The organism is Micromonospora sp. WMMA1998, assembly GCF_027497375.1.
GTDB lineage: Bacteria > Actinomycetota > Actinomycetes > Mycobacteriales > Micromonosporaceae > Micromonospora > Micromonospora sediminicola.
Genome location: NZ_CP114911.1, coordinates 1,688,653 through 1,704,831, shown reverse-complemented (window position 1 = coordinate 1,704,831; position 16,179 = coordinate 1,688,653). Strand labels below are relative to the sequence as shown.

At 71.1% G+C, this 16,179-nt stretch carries 16 protein-coding genes; 12 read left to right on the top strand and 4 right to left on the bottom strand.

Translation table 11 applies throughout. The annotated features are described in order from the left end of the window. Window position 1 precedes the first annotated feature (1 nt). Together O7600_RS07400 and O7600_RS07395 are read left to right on the top strand one after the other, a co-directional pair. The gene (locus O7600_RS07400; protein WP_281592942.1) at window positions 2–370 is read left to right on the top strand and encodes a hypothetical protein; all 369 of its coding nucleotides are present in this window, start codon (window positions 2–4) and stop codon (window positions 368–370) included. Next, window positions 367–807, top strand: a complete 441-nt coding sequence (locus tag O7600_RS07395) for a PPC domain-containing DNA-binding protein (protein WP_281592941.1) — start codon at window positions 367–369, stop codon at window positions 805–807. The genes O7600_RS07400 and O7600_RS07395 overlap by 4 nt, the downstream gene beginning before the upstream one ends. 5 nt (window positions 808–812) lie before the next feature. On the opposite strand, the gene O7600_RS07390 is transcribed toward O7600_RS07395, so the two are convergent. Next, window positions 813–2,570, bottom strand: coding sequence for a glycoside hydrolase family 15 protein (locus O7600_RS07390; RefSeq protein WP_281592940.1), 1,758 nt, complete (start codon window positions 2,568–2,570; stop codon window positions 813–815). A 152-nt stretch (window positions 2,571–2,722) separates the two neighbouring features. Between O7600_RS07390 and O7600_RS07385 the strand changes: the two genes are divergently transcribed. Further along, complete coding sequence (locus tag O7600_RS07385) at window positions 2,723–3,736, top strand: SDR family oxidoreductase (protein ID WP_281592939.1); 1,014 nt, start codon at window positions 2,723–2,725, stop codon at window positions 3,734–3,736. 290 nt (window positions 3,737–4,026) lie between these two features. On the opposite strand, the gene O7600_RS07380 is transcribed toward O7600_RS07385, so the two are convergent. Next, the gene (locus O7600_RS07380) at window positions 4,027–4,554 is read right to left on the bottom strand and encodes a YetF domain-containing protein (RefSeq protein ID WP_281592938.1); all 528 of its coding nucleotides are present in this window, start codon (window positions 4,552–4,554) and stop codon (window positions 4,027–4,029) included. A 252-nt stretch (window positions 4,555–4,806) separates the two neighbouring features. Further along, window positions 4,807–6,036 (bottom strand): MFS transporter, encoded by a 1,230-nt coding sequence (locus tag O7600_RS07375; RefSeq protein WP_281592937.1) that lies wholly within the window; start codon window positions 6,034–6,036, stop codon window positions 4,807–4,809. A gap of 88 nt (window positions 6,037–6,124) precedes the next feature. On the opposite strand from O7600_RS07375, the gene O7600_RS07370 reads away from it, so the two are divergent. The 8 genes from O7600_RS07370 to O7600_RS07335 all read left to right on the top strand — a co-directional run bounded on the left by O7600_RS07370 (window position 6,125) and on the right by O7600_RS07335 (window position 14,292). Beyond that, window positions 6,125–6,745 carry an ABATE domain-containing protein gene (locus O7600_RS07370; RefSeq protein WP_281592936.1) on the top strand — a complete coding sequence of 207 codons (621 nt, stop codon included), beginning with the start codon at window positions 6,125–6,127 and terminating at the stop codon, window positions 6,743–6,745. A gap of 183 nt (window positions 6,746–6,928) precedes the next feature. Then, on the top strand, window positions 6,929–8,938 hold the full coding sequence (locus tag O7600_RS07365) for a hypothetical protein (RefSeq protein ID WP_281592935.1): 2,010 nt from the start codon (window positions 6,929–6,931) through the stop codon (window positions 8,936–8,938). Window positions 8,939–8,970: 32 nt separating this feature from the next. Continuing rightward, complete coding sequence (locus O7600_RS07360) at window positions 8,971–9,366, top strand: hypothetical protein (RefSeq protein ID WP_281592934.1); 396 nt, start codon at window positions 8,971–8,973, stop codon at window positions 9,364–9,366. A 105-nt stretch (window positions 9,367–9,471) separates the two neighbouring features. After that, window positions 9,472–9,759 carry a hypothetical protein gene (locus O7600_RS07355; RefSeq protein ID WP_281592932.1) on the top strand — a complete coding sequence of 96 codons (288 nt, stop codon included), beginning with the start codon at window positions 9,472–9,474 and terminating at the stop codon, window positions 9,757–9,759. Between the two features lie 141 nt (window positions 9,760–9,900). Continuing rightward, window positions 9,901–10,968 (top strand): lytic polysaccharide monooxygenase, encoded by a 1,068-nt coding sequence (locus tag O7600_RS07350; protein ID WP_281592931.1) that lies wholly within the window; start codon window positions 9,901–9,903, stop codon window positions 10,966–10,968. 154 nt (window positions 10,969–11,122) lie between these two features. Then, window positions 11,123–11,707, top strand: a complete 585-nt coding sequence (locus O7600_RS07345; protein WP_281592930.1) for a hypothetical protein — start codon at window positions 11,123–11,125, stop codon at window positions 11,705–11,707. A 136-nt stretch (window positions 11,708–11,843) separates the two neighbouring features. Beyond that, the gene (locus O7600_RS07340) at window positions 11,844–13,094 is read left to right on the top strand and encodes a glycosyl hydrolase family 18 protein (protein WP_281592929.1); all 1,251 of its coding nucleotides are present in this window, start codon (window positions 11,844–11,846) and stop codon (window positions 13,092–13,094) included. A gap of 19 nt (window positions 13,095–13,113) precedes the next feature. Continuing rightward, entirely contained in the window at window positions 13,114–14,292 is a 1,179-nt protein-coding gene (locus tag O7600_RS07335) for a glycosyl hydrolase family 18 protein (protein ID WP_281592928.1), read from the top strand. A gap of 95 nt (window positions 14,293–14,387) precedes the next feature. On the opposite strand, the gene O7600_RS07330 is transcribed toward O7600_RS07335, so the two are convergent. Further along, window positions 14,388–14,810 carry a hypothetical protein gene (locus tag O7600_RS07330; RefSeq protein WP_281592927.1) on the bottom strand — a complete coding sequence of 141 codons (423 nt, stop codon included), beginning with the start codon at window positions 14,808–14,810 and terminating at the stop codon, window positions 14,388–14,390. A gap of 261 nt (window positions 14,811–15,071) precedes the next feature. Between O7600_RS07330 and bla the strand changes: the two genes are divergently transcribed. Beyond that, window positions 15,072–15,986, top strand: coding sequence for a class A beta-lactamase (gene bla / locus O7600_RS07325; protein ID WP_281592926.1), 915 nt, complete (start codon window positions 15,072–15,074; stop codon window positions 15,984–15,986). Window positions 15,987–16,179: the final 193 nt, after the last annotated feature.

Sequence of the window (16,179 nt, the reverse complement as noted above, 5' to 3'; positions counted from 1 at the left end):
CATGAGCCGTCGAACGCCGGGGCGAGCGCTGCGACGCGTGGCACTGGCCGGCCGCGTGGCCTGGGGCGCTCTGCTGCTGGTCGCTCCCGGCGCCCTGCTGCGGCCGGTCGGACCGGCCACCCCCGCCGCCCGGGCGACGCTGCGGGTACTCGGCGCCCGGCACCTGGCCCAGGCCGCTGTCACCGTACGCCGACCCGCACCCGGGGCGTTCCTCGCCGGCGCGGCGGTCGACGGCATCCACGCCCTCGCCACGCTCGCCCTTGCCGCCGCCGACCGGCGGCAGCGGCACGCCGCGCTGGCCGATGCGGCCGTCGCCGCCGCCTGGGCGGTGCTGGGCGCGACCACGGCACGACGCGAGGAGGAGCCATGAGGGCCGAGGAACTGCACCAGCCGACCGGACGGGTGCTGGTCGTCGTCTGCGACAAGGGCGACGAACCGGTGACCGCGATCGGCGACGCGCTGCGCCGGCACGACCTGCGCGCCGGCCGGGTGACCGCCGTGGGTGGTTTCCGGGAGGCCGAGGTCGGCTGGTTCGACCGGGAGCAGGGCGACTACCGGCACATCCCGGTCCGCGAGCAGGTGGAGGTGCTGTCGCTGGTCGGGGACGTGGCCGCCCGTGACGGCGAGCCGGCCCTGCACGTGCACGCGGTGCTCGGCCGGTCCGACGGCAGCACGGTGGGCGGTCACCTGCTCTGGGCCCGGGTGTGGCCGACGCTGGAGGTGATCGTCACGGAGGTCGCCCCGGAACTGGCCAAACGGGTCGACCCGGAGACCGGGTTGGCGCTCATCGCCGGTCCCGGCCGGTAGACCGCTCAACGGCAGGGCTCGACCTGGCCGAGCGTCACGGCGGCCTCCAGCATCAGCGCGTGCACGAAGCCCTGGGGCAGGTTGCCGCGGAGCTGACGCTGCCGCACGTCGTACTCCTCGGTGTAGAGGCCCGGAGGGCCGCAGGCGGCCCGGTTGCGTTCGAACCACCGGTTGGCGCCCACCGTGTCGCCGGCCTGCCACGCGGACAGCGCCGCGGCGAACCCGCACAGCAGGAACGCGCCCTCGGCGTCGCCGAGCGGCCGCCGGTCCGGACGGAACCGGTAGAGATAGCCGTCCTCGGCCAGCTCGGCGACGACCGCCTGGCGGGTCCGGTCGGTGCGCGGGTCCCGCGGCGGGAGCGCCCCGCGGATGCCCGGCAGCAGCAGCGCGGCGTCGACCCGGTCGTCGTCGTACGCGCGGCGCCAGTGCCCGTCCGCCGCCAACCCGTGCGCGGCGGCGTCGGCCAGGATCCGGTCGGCCAGCGCCGACCAGCGCGCGGCCGGGCGCGCCGTCGCGGCACGCGCCGCCGCCCGCAGCCCCGCCACACACGTCAGCTTCGAGTGCGTCCACTGCCGGGGCGGCAACTCCCAGATCCCGGCGTCCGGCTCCGCCCAGCGTCGCTCGATCACCTCGGCGGCCACCCGCATCGCGCGCCGGCCGTCACTGTCGAGCCGGTCGCGGTGCTGCGCGGCCGCCAGCACCATCAGGACCTCGCCGAACGCGTCGAGCTGGAACTGGCCGCGTACCCAGTTGCCGGTGCGGGCACCCGCGCCCGGATATCCGGGCAGGCCGTCCAACGGCTGCTCCCGCGGCACCGGATCCCCGCCGACCGTGTACGCCGGCGCGAGCCCGTCCCCGTCGGCCAGCACCCGATCGGTCAGGAAGGCGACGGCGTCGTCGAGCAGGTCGTACCGCCCGACCAGCGCGGCGGCCTGGCCGGCGAAGGACTGGTCGCGGATCCACGCGTACCGGTAGTCGTAGTTGCGTCCCGCCAACGCCCGCTCGGGCAGGGCGGTGGTGGTGGCCGCGACCATGCCGCCACCGGGGCGGGTCATCCCGCGCAGCACCGCGTAGGCGAGCGTGGCGTCCCGGGCGGCCGGCCCGGACAGCGTCGGGACCGCCGACGCCCAGTGGTGCTCAGTGGTGCGCCACAGCTCCCCGGGGGCCTCGCACGGCTGGTCGAGCGGGCCGGCGGCCAGCTCCAGCACCAGGTCGTGCCGGCCGCCCGCCGGGACCGTCAGCTCACCGGCCAGGAAGCCCTGCCGGTCCCGGCGCAGTCGGCCGCCACCCTGCAACCGCAGGTGCAGCCCACCGGTACGGGCCAGCCACCGCTCGCCGTCGCGGGTCACGTCCCGCACCGGCTCCCGGCCGAAGCCGGCCCGCGGGTCCAGCACCACCCGCACCCGCGCCGGCTGCTGCAACGCGCGGACCTGGCGCAACAGCACCAACCGGCCCGCCTCCCCGGGGAAGACCAGCGCCTCCCGGGACTCCACGATCCCGTCGCCGGTGACCCACCGGCTGCGCCAGATCAGCGAGCCGGGCTCGTAGTGCCCGCCCCAGACGAACCGGTCCGCCGCCGGCGCGACCAGGAACCGGCCGGCACCGCCGAGCAGCGCGCTGAACACCGCCGGGTCGGACCAGCCGGGCGCGCACAGCCAGGCGACGTCCCCGCCCGGGCCGACAAGCGCGCCCCGCTGCCCGTCGGCGAGCAGCGCGTAGTCCCGCAGCACTGCCGGCGTGGTGCCGGGGGCCGGCTGGTCCATGGGCTGTCGTCCCTTCCCTCGGCGTCCGTGGCGTGCGGTACCCGTCCGTCCCGCGCTGACACGTCGCAGCCGCGCGAATCAGACGCGTCGAGGTGACTGGGTCGACCGGCGACGGGTAGTGCGGGGAGCAGGACACGACGACAGGAGACGAGATGGGCATGCGGCGGCAGGACGTCAAGGTGGCGGTGGTGACCGGCGCCAGCGCGGGAGTCGGCCGGGCCACGGTACGGCTGCTGGCCCGGCGCGGGATCGCCATCGCGCTGCTGGCCCGCGGGCGCGTCGGGCTCGACGCCGCCGCCGAGGAGGTACGCGCCGCCGGCAGCCGGGCCCTGCCGATCGAGATCGACATGGCCGATTACGACCAGGTCGTCGACGCCGGCCGGCGGATCGAGGCGGAGCTGGGCCCCATCGACCTGTGGATCAACGACGCGTTCAGCTCGGTCTTCGCGCCGTTCCAGCAGACCCGGCCGGAGGAGTTCCGCCGCGCCATGGAGGTCACCTACCTCGGCTACGTGCACGGCACCCGCGTCGCGCTGTCCCACATGACCCCCCGCGACCGGGGCACCATCGTCCAGGTCGGGTCCGCGCTGGCCTACCGGGGCATTCCCCTGCAGGCGGCGTACTGCGGGGCGAAACACGCGATCGTCGGTTTCACCGAGTCGCTGCGCTGCGAGCTGCTGCACGAGCGCAGCAACGTCACGGTGACCATGGTGCACCTGCCGGCGGTGAACACCCCGCAGTTCGACTGGCTGCTGTCCCGACTGCCCCGACACGCCGAGCCGGTGCCGCCGATCTACGAGCCGGAGGTGGCCGCGCGCGCGATCGTCGGCGCGGCGGACCGGCCCCGCCGCCGCGAGTACTGGGTCGGAGCCTCCACCGTCCTGACCATCCTCGGCAATCGCGTCGCGCCCGGGCTGCTCGACCGCTACCTCGCCCGCACCGGCTACCGGTCCCAGCAGACCGGCCGCCCCGCCGATCACGACCGGCCGAACAACCTCTGGCACCCCCTCGACGGGCCCGGCGGTCACGACTACGGCGCGCGGGGCGACTTCTCCTCCCGGGCGCACGGCCACAGCCCACAGGCATGGCTCTCCCGACACCGGGTGGGCGTGGCCGCCGGGGTGCTCGGGACGGCCGCCGGCGTCCTCGCCTGGCGCCGCACCTGATCAGCCGTCGCTGGTCGTCCCGGGGCCACCGACCGCGCCACCTCCGTACCCGCCGGCGAGCGGGTGGCGTCGGCCGTGGTCATCTGCCCGCGCAACAGGAACGCCAGGAACGCCCGACGCGGCGCGCGGCCGACGGTCAGGTCCGGCGTCGGCCAACAGGGTGGCGGCCACCAGCCCGTTGTGTCCCGCGCCGGCGACGACCGCGTCGTACCCGCCGCTGCTCATCGCGCCCACCCTGTCCGTTTGCGCATGGTCCTGGCGTTCCCCGCGACATCCGCCGAAACGAGCGGTCACCCGCCGGGCCGCGGCGCCGCGTCGGGCACGTCGGCGAGGCTGCTGCCGTCGCCGAACCGGCTGCGGGTGATGATGCTGAGGGTTCCGTCGGTCTCCAGCACCACCGCGGCGAGGTCACCGAGGTCCCCGGTGCCCTGACTACGGGCGGCCTGCCGGATCTCGCTCTCCGCCACCCGGACGCTGCGCATGGTCTCGTACCGAAGTTGCCCGTCCCGCAGCAGCAGGGTCGGCCGGGCCTTGAGCAGCCGCTGCGACGGCGGCCAGCGGACCGCCAGCAGCGCGGCCCCGTACTGCAGGGCGACCAGCAGGGCCAACGCGAGGATCCCCTCGACCAGCGACACATCCCGGGACAGCAGGATCGTGGCCAGCGTCGAGCCCAGAGCCACCGTGACCACGAAGTCGAACGCGTTGAGCTTCGACAGCGTCCGCTTCCCGGACACCCGCAGGATCACCACCAGCACCGGGTAGACGAGCAACGCGACCACGAACAGGCGGAGCAGGTCCGCGGGGTTCTTCCACACCATCCCGGGGAGCTACCCACGAGGTCCGTTCCCTATCCAGGGTGAGCCGGACCAGCAGACACGGAGGCTCACCGTGTGTGACGGGCCGGTACTCGGTCAACCGCACCGGACATCCCGCTTCTCACAGCCGGCGTCCGCGGTCAGGTCAGTGGCCCGACGGACGTGCCTCGAAGTTGGGTAGCGTCGAGGGGAACGCCAGGTTTGCCGCCGAACTGCCCTTCGGCAACCTTCCTGCGGCGGTGCCGGTAGCCCTGTCTAGACGCGGGTCCGCCGGCTGGCCGAGGAGCTCGATGTGCCGACACCGGCGCTTGCGTGACGAGAGTCCGCACCGCGGCTGAGGCGCAGCGCGGGCCGGATGAGTCGTTCGCCGAGAGCCAGCACCAGGGCGGCTACGCCGAGCAGGGCGCCGATCAGCACCGTGGCGCGCACACCGTGGCTCGGCAGGGCCACGCCGCCGACGAACGCGCCGGCGGTGATGCCGACGTTGACTGCGGCGGAGACCGCGGCGGCGGCGAGGTCGGAGCGACCGGGGGCGACCTGGAGAACGAGGCCGCCGAGCGTCGCGGTGAACGCGGCGAATGCCAGTCCGGCCAGGGCGATCAGTCCGACTGACACCGACGGCCGTTGGCCGAACGTGTACAGGCCGAGCAGGGCTGCCGATTGCAGTGCGACGGTCGTGAGGAGAGCGAGCCACGGGCTGCGTTCCAGCAGCGCGCCGATGGCGAGGATGCCGAGCACGCTGGCGATGCCACGCGCGAACAGGACGGCACCGACCGACGCGGCGGAGAGTCCGGTGACCTCGGTGACGAAGAGGGCGACGTAGGTGTAGGCGGCGATGGCGCCGGCGGTCGCCAGGACGGCCATCGCCACCAACAGCCAGAAGCGTCGGGCGTCGGGCGTCGCACCTCGGGCGGCGTGTCCGTCTTCCGGCCGCGTCGAGGGCAGCAGCGCGGCCACCACGACGAGCACCACCGCGCCGAGCCCGGCTACCGCCAGGAACGATGCGCGCCACCCGGCGCGGTCGCCCAGCCAGGTGCCCGCGGGCACTCCCAGGGCCAACGCGACGGTGCCACCGGCGAACACGACCGCGACGACCCGCCCGCGCAGTGCGGGTCGGAACAGCTCGGCCGCAGCCGGCACCACCACGGCCCAGAACAGCGCATGGGTCGTCGCGGTGACCATCCTGGCGACCAGGAGCAGCGCGAAGGTGCTCGTCGTGACGGCGGTGCTGAGGACGAAGCCGGCCAGGAGCGCCGACAGCAGCCGGCGGCGAGGAACCCTGCGGACCAGCGCCGTCAACGGGACCGAGGCGACCATCACCACCGCGCCGTAGGCGGTGACGAGCATGCCCACCTGCGACGGCGAGACGGCCAGGTCCCCCGCCATCGGGAGCAGCAGCCCGATCGGCAGCGCCTCGGCGGTGGTGTAGAGGAACGTCCCGCCGGACAAGCCGATCAGCGCCCCCGCTGCCCGTCCGCGTGTCATCCGACCCCCAGTTTCCTGCAAAAGCTCTTACGGTGGAAACATGCTAGTGGCGTCCTTCGATGCAGGTCAACTGGTAAAGTGAGTTTCGATGGGAACAGTCGAGGGCGTGACGCGGATGCGCCTGGTAGGCGGCAATCTGGCGCTGGACTTCATCAACACCCGTACCGGTCCGCCCGTCGGACCGCCGGACGACGACGTGCTGACCGGCTACCCCGAGCTCGTTGCCTGGAGCGTGTACGCGGGTGCGCTCGGCGAGCCGGCGGCGGAGGCCTTGCGCCGGCTGTCACACGATGACCCGGCCGGCTCCCGGACCGCCTTCGCCCGATCGCTGCGAATCCGCGACGACCTCGACGATGTGTTCCGGGCAGTGGCCGCTGATCGCAGCCCGGACCCGTCCGTGCTGGCCCGTCTGCGAGACGACGAAGCGGACGCGCTCGGTCACGCGCGACTCGAGCAAGGGCCTACGTTCGGATGGACCTGGCGAGACGACCAGACACTTGCCCGGCCGCGGCGGCCGGTGGTGCACGCGGCGGTGCAGCTCCTCACCACAGGCGCGCTGGACCGGATCAAGGGATGCGCCGGCTGTCGCTTCATCTTCAACGACGAGAGCAAGAACCGCAGTCGCCGCTGGTGCAGCATGGACGACTGCGGCACGTCCGAGAAGATGCGCCGCTACGTCGCGGCGCGACGCACTCGCGCGACGAGCTGAGCCTCGCCTGTCGCGATCCGCCGGGTCGCGGCAAACCTACGAGTTAACTCTCCTGTGCCACCCCCGCTGCGGGCCGTCGAAGACGTCCGGCAGGGCGTCTACGACCGTGCGGAGAGCCAGAAACGCGTTTCTCCGACGGGCGATCTCTCCGTAGGATCTCCGGCGATCGAGGGGGATGAAACGGTGGAGGATTTCCAGCAGTTCGTGACGGATGTGACGTCGCGTCTGTCCATCATGTCCAGGGGCGAGTTGTACACCGTCGGCGACGGTCTCGACCGGGACTCGCTCTGGCTCACGTTTCTCGACTCCTTCCCCGCCGGCACCAATCTGCGGTTCCGTGAGCGGTCCGAGTACGACTGCTCGACCTGCCGCGGTTTCATCAAGCACTTCGGCAACGTCGTCGAGATCCACGACGGGCGGGTCCGTAGCGTCTGGTCCGGGGTGTCGGCAGCCGACCCGGTCTTCTCCGTCGTCGCCGCCGCTCTGGACGAGTTCGTGCTGTCGCTGCCGTTGTCCACCCTCTTCCGGTCCACCCAGGCGCAGTACGGGACGAAGACCACCCGGACGCTGCGCGACGGCCAGGTCGAGGTGTGGCACCACCTGCACGGCCGGGTGGAGAAGCGGCATCGCGTCGAAGACGTCGGCGCGGCACAGGGCACCTTCGACGCCGCGGTGCAGGTCTTCCGGCGTGGCCTGGCCGAGCTGACCCCGCACGCCCTGGACACCGTCGTTGACCTGATCGACGACAACGCCCTCTACCGGGGCGCGGAGCATCGTCGGGCGGTGACCGAGTTCCGGTCGCTGCAGAACCGGTGGACGACGGCGACCGACGGACGGGCCTTCGTCTTCGCCAACGCCATGAACCCGGCGGCACGCCTCCGCAACACGGTGATCGGCACCCTCGTCCAGGATCTCTCCGCGGGCGTCGACCTGGAGCAGGCGGTCCGGTCCTTCGAGACGAAGGTGGCGCCGCAGAACTACCAGCGCCCCACGGCGTTGATCACCCCGGCCATGGTCAAGGCCGCCATGAAGACCATTGACGAGTTGGGCATCGAGGACTCGTTGCAGCGACGCCTCGCCCGGTTGTCCGACGTGTCGGTCACCAACGTGCTGTGGGTCGACAACGACACACAGCCGCGGATGAAGGACGGCATCGAAGGTCTGCTCATGCGGGCGACCACCGTGAAGTCGGCAGGTGCGCGCCTTCGTGACGCGGAACCGGAGGAGATCCCCGTGGTCTCCTTCATGAAGGACATTCTGCCCGGCGCCACCAGCATCGACCTGTGGGTCGCCAACACCCACGAGCCGCACTTCGTCAGTCTCACGACCGCCCGGCACCCGGCTGCGCCGCGGCTGTTCAGGTGGGACAACGATTTCGCCTGGTCGTACGGCGGCAACGTCACCGACTCGATCAGGGAGAAGGTGAAGCGGGCCGGCGGCAACGTCACCGGCAAGCTGCGGGTGAGCCTGTCCTGGTTCAACCACGACGACCTCGACCTGCACGTGTTCGAGCCCAACGGCGACCACATCTGGTACCAGGAGAAGCGCAACAAGCTGGACGTCGACATGAACGCCGGCGGGGCGCTCTCCCGCGAGCCGGTGGAGAACGTCACCTGGACCGACCGTGTCCCGGACGGTGAGTACCGGATCGAGGTGAACCAGTACCGCAGGCGGGACAGCACCCAGGTCGGCTTCGTGATCGAGACCGAGAGCAACGGGAGGATCGAGCATTACCGCCACGAGCGCGCCCTCGGCCACAAGGAGACCGTCGAGGTGGGCCGGATGACGGTTGGCGGCGGGGTGATCACCGCTTTCCGGCCGGGCAAGGACGTACAACCGGGCAGTGCGGGCAAGGAGGTGTGGGGTATCACCACCGAACAGTTCGTCCCGGTGTCCACCATCATGTACTCGCCGAACTACTTCGACGACAACGAGGTCGGCAACCGGCACTACTTCTTCATCCTGAAGGGGTGCGTGAACGACCAGCCGGCGCGCGGGATCTACAACGAGTTCCTCCGCGCCGACCTGCAACCGCACCGCAAGGTGTTCGAGGTTCTCGGCGACCGCACCAAGTGCGAGCCGTCTCCGGATCAGCTGTCCGGCCTCGGCTTCAGCTCCACCGTCCGCAGCTCTGTGGTCGCCAAGGTGACCATGACCGGCGGCCGGCGCCGCCTCATCAGCATCCAGTTCTGACTTCCCTGTCCAGATATTCCAGAGAGGCTGCCGTGACCATTTTCGAGAAGGCCACGCGGGAGAAGTTCCGCTATCCGTCGGCCAAGGGACTGCTGACCACGGAACAGTTGTGGGAGCTTCCGCTGACCGCCAAGTCCGGCTTCAGCCTCGATGATGTGGCCAAGGCGGTCAACGCCGAGCTCAAGGCCGTCGACACCGAGTCGTTCGTGGCCACCGAGGCCAATCCGGCCAAGGCGACCTGGGAGGCCAAGTTGGAGGTCGTCAAGCACGTCATCGCCGTCCGCCTCGCGGAGGAGCAGACGGCGAAGGCGGCGGCGGCCAAGAAGCTGGAGAAGGAGAAGCTGCTGGCGGTCCTGGGCCGCAAGCAGGACGCGGTTCTGGAAAACCTGACCGAGGCGGAGCTGCTGGCCCGGATCAACAACCTGTAGCCCGCCGACAACCGGCATCCGCCAGCAGGTCGGTGCCGGGACGTTCGGGCGCCATGCTGGGCATCGGTTCGTGCCGATCACCGGACACGACCCAAGAGGCTCACGGTGCGCGCTGAGATCAGCTTCGGCGCGCACCGTTTGCACCCGCCGGCCGAGAGCCCGGAAGAGCGCGCCCGCGAGCCGTGGGACGGCCCTGGCGTCGAGTCGGCTGTCCGGTCCCGACGCCGGCACCGCTCGACCCCTCATCCCGAGCACACCGTTGGCGATCCTCTGCTGCTGCTGCTGCTGCTGCTGCTGCTGCTGCTGCGGGCCGGGTCGCGCCCGTCTGCCGAGCGTGGCCCGGCGGCGCCGCCCGGCCCGTGGTCGATTTACATCGACAGCCGTCTTTACTAACATCGTGGCTGGGAGTCGCCAAGCGCTGCTGGGCAGCAGTGCCGTCCACCTCTGGGACGGCTTGAATCGATCGGCGTCACCTTCTCCGGGGTGGGCACCGAGCGAGGGCCACTGGGCGCCGGCGCATCCACTGGAGCATCGATGAAAATCTCACGGACAGCACGCCGTCTGGGACTGGGCGCGGTCGCGGTTCTCCTCGCCTCGTTCACGATGGCCGTCGTCAACCAGGCCGATCCGGCCTCGGCGCACGGATCGGTCACCAACCCGCCGTCGCGCAACTACGGATGTTGGGAGCGCTGGGGTTCCGACCACCTCAACCCCACGATGGCCCAGACCGACCCGATGTGCTGGCAGGCGTGGCAGGCCAACCCGAACACCATGTGGAACTGGAACGGCCTGTACCGCGAGAACGTCGGCGGCAACCACCAGGCCGCCGTGCCGGACGGGCAGTTGTGCAGCGGCGGTCGCACCCAGAATGGCCTGTACGCCTCGCTCGACGCGGTCGGCGCCTGGACCGCGAAGCCGATGCCGAACAACTTCACCCTGACGCTGACCGACGGCGCTCGGCACGGCGCCGACTACATGTTGATCTACATCACCAAGCAGGGTTTCGACCCGACCACCCAGCCCCTCACCTGGAACAGTCTCGACCTGGTACTCCGTACCGGCAGCTACCCGACCACCGGGCTCTACGAGGCGCAGGTGAACGCGGGCAACCGCACCGGGCGGCACGTCGTCTACACCATCTGGCAGGCATCCCACCTCGACCAGCCGTACTACCTCTGCAGTGACGTGATCTTCGGCGGCGGCGGCACCCCGCCGCCGACGACCCCGCCGCCCACCACGCCGCCGCCGTCGACCCCGCCGCCGACGACTCCGCCGCCCACCACGCCGCCGCCGGCCGGAAACGGTGCCTGCACCGCCACCTTCCGCAAGACCAACGAGTGGTCCGGTGGATTCGGCGCCGAGGTCACCGTCCGGGCCGGCAACGCCGCCATCTCCGGATGGACGGTGGCATGGACCTGGCCCAACGGCCAGAGCATCACCAACTCCTGGAACGCGACAGTCACCTCGAGCGGTTCTTCGGTCACCGCGTCGAACGTCGCGTACAACGGCTCCCTGAGCGCCAACGCCACCACCAGCTTCGGCTTCAACGCCTCCTGGAACGGCACCAACTCCGCACCCACCCTCACCTGCACCGCCCGGTAACAGCATCGGCGGTGGGGTGGCGCGGCACGCGCCACCCCACCGCCGGCAGGGCCCTGCCGGCGGGGCGGCAGTGCGGACGGACCCGACCTCCGGGCAGAGATCTGTCCGCTGCTCTCCGCCACCATCAGGAACCGCGACGAGGTGAGGAACGACCATGATTTCCCGGGTACGCGTCAGCGGCTGGTGCCGAAGCGGCTTCGTGTGGATCGAGGTGTGCCTGCTGGCCGCGTCGATCGGTGTCGCCGCCCTGGTCACCTCGACCACCCCGAGGGCGGACCCGGCGGTTCTCCGCCAAGAGATCCTGGCCCGGATGCGGACGACCCTCGAGCAGGCGGACCCGACACATCACGGCCACGCCGGGCACGCCGCCCCGCAGGGACCGGCCGGAGAGCAGGCCGCGCAGGCGGTCGTCTGCGGAGTCCATGTCTACGGCTACGAGCCCACCGGGGCCACCACACTGGCCGACGTCCGGACGGTCTACGGCTTCCACCTCTGTGGCGTCGCCGAACAGAAGCGCCATTGGGACGGAGCGGTCAAACTCGTCGGTCCGCTGATCGTGGACATGACCACCCGGCCTCCCGGCGTCGAGGTGGTCGAGGCGACCGCCGACGTCAGGTTCGTCGACCGGCTACGGGAGATGTTCCCCGACAAGTACGAGGACCTGGCACTCAGGGAAGCGTTGCCCGCATCGGAGATGGCCGACCTGCGGCGCCGGTACGACGCCGCCGCCGGCCTCTGACCACGCCGAGCGGCCGGCACCCGCAGGCCCCTCATTCGTCGTCAAAAAATTCAAGGTGGTCTAACTCTAGACCTTTACTGTTAACAGTCCTAATAATAAGGCCCTCGGTTCCGCCCCGATCCGGAAGGGCCACCCCATGCGCCGCCCCGCCATCCTCGCCCTGGCCGCCGTCCTGGCCGCCGGCGCTGCCACCGTCTACCTGGCGTCGTCCGCCTCCGCGGCCGCCGCCTGTTATCCCACCTGGTCGTCGTCCGCCGTGTACGTCGGCGGCGGCCAGGCTTCGTACCAGGGCGTCAACTACCAGGCCAAGTGGTGGACCCAGAACGAGAACCCGGCCACGCACAGCGGCCAGTGGGACGTCTGGGCCAATCAGGGCGCCTGCGGCGGCTCCACCCCGCCGACCACGCCACCGCCCACCACGCCACCGCCCACCACGCCACCTCCGACCACTCCACCGCCCACCACGCCCCCACCGACCGGCAACGGTCAGCTCCCGAAGCACTTCCTCACCGGCTACTGGCAGAACTTCGACAACCCGGCCCGGGAGATCCGGCTCCGCGACGTACCGGCCACCTACGACCTGATCGCGGTCGCGTTCGTCGATGCGACGAACACGCCCGGCGCGGTCTCCTTCAGCATCGACGCGGGCCTGAGCGCCTCACTCGGCGGCTACACCGACGCCGACTTCAGGAACGACGTCGCCACCCTGCACTCGCGCGGCAAGAAGGTGATCATCTCGGTCGGCGGTGAGCGCGGCACGATCTCGGTCGCCAGTTCCAGCGCCGCCACGAACTTCGCCAACTCGATCGTCGGCCTCATCGCCGGCTACGGGTTCGACGGCGTCGACATCGACCTGGAGAACGGCGTCAACGCGACGTACCTGGGTCAGGCGCTGCGTGACATCCGCAACCGGACGAACCCGAACCTGATCATCACGATGGCGCCGCAGACCATCGACATGCAGAGCACCGGCAGCCAGTACTTCCAGTTGGCGCTGAGCATCAAGGACATCCTGACCGTCGTCCACACCCAGTTCTACAACTCCGGTGCGATGCTCGGCTGCGACAACAACGCCGCGTACGGCCAGGGATCGGTCAACTTCCTCGTGGCGCTCGCCTGCATCCAGCTGGAGAACGGGCTCCGGCCGGACCAGGTGTCCCTCGGACTGCCGGCCGCGCCGAGCGCAGCCGGTGGCGGCTACGTCAACCCCTCGGTGGTCAACCAGGCCCTCGACTGCCTCGCCACGGGCACCAACTGCGGCTCCGTGAAGCCGCCGCGCACCTACCCCGGAATCCGTGGCGCCATGACGTGGTCGGTCAACTGGGACGTCACCAACGGCAACGGATTCGCCAACACCGTCCGCCCCCACCTCAACACCCTTCCCTGAACCCCCGCAGGAGAGTGTCATGAAACTCAGGCAGAAGATCCTGTCCCTGGCCGCCGTCACGGTCACCGCCACCGCCATCGCGATCGCCCCGATGACCACGTCGAGCGCGGCCGCGGCCTGCTACCCGGCCTGGTCGTCGTCCGCCGTGTACGTCGGCGGCGGCCAGGCGTCGTACCAGGGCGTCAACTACCAGGCCAAGTGGTGGACCCAGAACGAGAACCCGGCCACGCACAGCGGCCAGTGGGACGTCTGGGCCGACCAGGGCGCCTGCGGCGGCACCACCCCGACCACCCCGCCACCCACCGGCCCGACCAACCCGCCCCCGGCCGGCAGGATGGCGGCGGCGCCGTACGTCTACCCCGGCTGGGGCAACCCGCCGGCGCCCTCGACGATCACCGGCCAGGGCGTCCGCGCGTTCACCGTCGCGTTCGTGCTGGCGAACGGCTGCAACCCGGTCTGGGACGGCGAGGGCGGCCTGACCGGCGGCGTCCACGAGTCCTGGATCAACCAGGCCAAGGCCGCCGGCGCCACCATCGTCCCGTCGATCGGCGGCTGGCAGGGCAACAAGCTCGGCCCGAACTGCGCCACCCCGGAGGCCCTCGCCGGGGCGTACCAGAAGGTCATCAACACCTTCGGGCTCAAGGCCATCGACATCGACATCGAGAACTACGACGAGTTCGAGAACTACACGGTCGCCGACCGCATCGTGAGCGCCCTGGGCATCATCAAGCGCAACAACCCGGGCGTCACCACGATCCTGACCTTCGGTACGACCACGAGCGGACCCAACGTGCACGGCGTCCGGCTGATCAACCAGGCCCGGGCGCTGAACGCCAACGTGGATGTCTTCACCATCATGCCGTTCGACTTCGGCGGCGGCGCGGACATGTACACCAGCACCCGCAACGCCGCGGAAGGCCTGAAGAATCAGCTGAAGTCCACGTTCGGCTGGAACGACCAGACCGCCTACGCCCACATGGGCATCTCCGGCATGAACGGCCTGTCCGACCAGCAGGAGGTCACCACGCCGGAGACCTGGACGCGGATCCGGGACTACGCCAGGAGCAACGGGCTCGCGCGATTCACGTTCTGGGCGGTGAACCGGGATCGGGGCTGTGCCGGCGGTGGCGTGGTGTCCAACTGCAGCGGCATCGCCCAGAGCGACTGGGAGTTCAGCCGGATCTCCGCCGGCTTCTGAGACCTGTTCCACCAGGGCGGTGGAGCCGCGGAGGAGTCCGGGCGGCGGCCCGGACTCCTCCTCGCCCCGAACATCGCCGGCACGTGCCTCGATGCCTATCCGCCCGAGGTGCTCCGGATTGCCTTGAGGGCCGTGTCGAGTGCCTGGTCCGCCGGGACGGGTACATCGGGGACCACTCCGACGCCCTCCCAGTTGGTGTCCAGATGCTCGACCCGGCGGATCCCCTGGTTCTCGGTCCTGAGCAGCGCGAGGAACGCGGCTCGCCCCCCGTCCTCGTCCGCGGGGTCCAGCGACTGCGGCTGGTACGTCCACAGCAACCGCAGGTGCTTGTCCGGGCACACCTCCTGAAGGTGGGCGGTCACCGTCTCGCAGAGCGCCGGCCCGTCCAGGTGCTCGTACTCGCCTGCCGCGAGACGGCGCCGGATCGCGGCGTCGATGTCCACGACCTTCGCAGGAAAGACGTACCCTGCCTCGATCCGATCCAGTGCCTGTTCGATGATCTGTTCGTTGGAGAGCACGGCGGGTCACGCTAGACCGCGGAGAGCCTGGTGACCATCGACTTTCGCGCGCCGTGCCGAGGGAGCGGTGGTGAGGATCGCCGTTCAGCTCACCTGGCGGGGGAACGGCCGGCAGGAACCGCCCCGCAACCACGGCGATGCCGGATCGGCATGAACACCGCCGATTCCGTCTTCGACCGCATGCCCGGTCGCTGCCGGGGTCGAGTCCTGCCCAACCGACGCGGTCCGGCGCCGGACGCACGACATCGACAAGGAGTGATCATGGTGCTCGCCCCACACCGTCTGGTGGCCGCGGTGTCAGCGGTGGCCCTCGCCGCCTGCGGTCCCGCCGATGCCGGCGATGCCGCCGAACAGCCGACGCCGGACCGTCCGGCGACGGCCACCGCGTCCGCCGCGGCCGACCGGGACCGCGCGTTCCGGCAACTGGAGGAGACGTTCGACGCGCGGCTGGGGGTGTACGCGATCGACACCGGCACCGGCACGACGGTGGGCTACCGGGCCGACGAGCGGTTCGTGTACGCCTCGACGTTCAAGGCGCTGGCCGCCGCGGAGGTCCTCGACGAGACCACGGATGCCGAGCTGGACCGGGTGGTGCGGTACTCGGCGGACGACCTGGTCACCTACTCGCCGATCACCGAGAAGCACGTCGCCGACGGCATGACGCTGCGCGCGATCGCCGACGCGGCCGTGCGCTACAGCGACAACACCGCCGGTAACCTGCTGCTGCGCCGGCTCGGCGGACCGCAGAGGTTCGAGAAGGAACTGCGCGGCGTCGGCGACAGGGTCACCGACCCCGCACGGTACGAGACCGCGCTCAACGAGGCGCGCCCGGGTGACCGCAGGGACACCAGCACCGCGCGGGCCCTGGTTCAGGACCTGCGGGCGTACGCCGTCGGCGACGCCCTCGACCCCGCGGACCGCGACATCCTCAACGGCTGGCTGCGGGGCAACACCACGGGCGGCGAGCTGATCCGCGCCGGTGTGCCCGACGGCTGGGTCGTCGGGGACAAGACCGGTTCCGGCGGCTACGGCACCCGCAACGACATCGCGGTGGTCTGGCCACCGGACCGGGCGCCGATCGTGCTCGCGGTGCTGTCCAGCCGCGACCAGAAGGACGCCGCCTACGACAACGCCCTGATCGCCCGGGCGGCCGAGGTCGCGATCGCCGCGTTGTGACGGCGCCGCCACCAGCCGGTGCGGCGCCAGCCCCTACGGCAGCGCGGGCGCAGGCCGCGGTGAACGCGCCGGTCGCCGGCAGGACCGACACCACCGGCGCCGAGAACCACGAATGTCACGGTGCGGCGGTGACGCGGTGACACTGCCCGCGCCGTCCGGCGAGCGCTGCAATGGGCATGCCACTCCGCTTGGA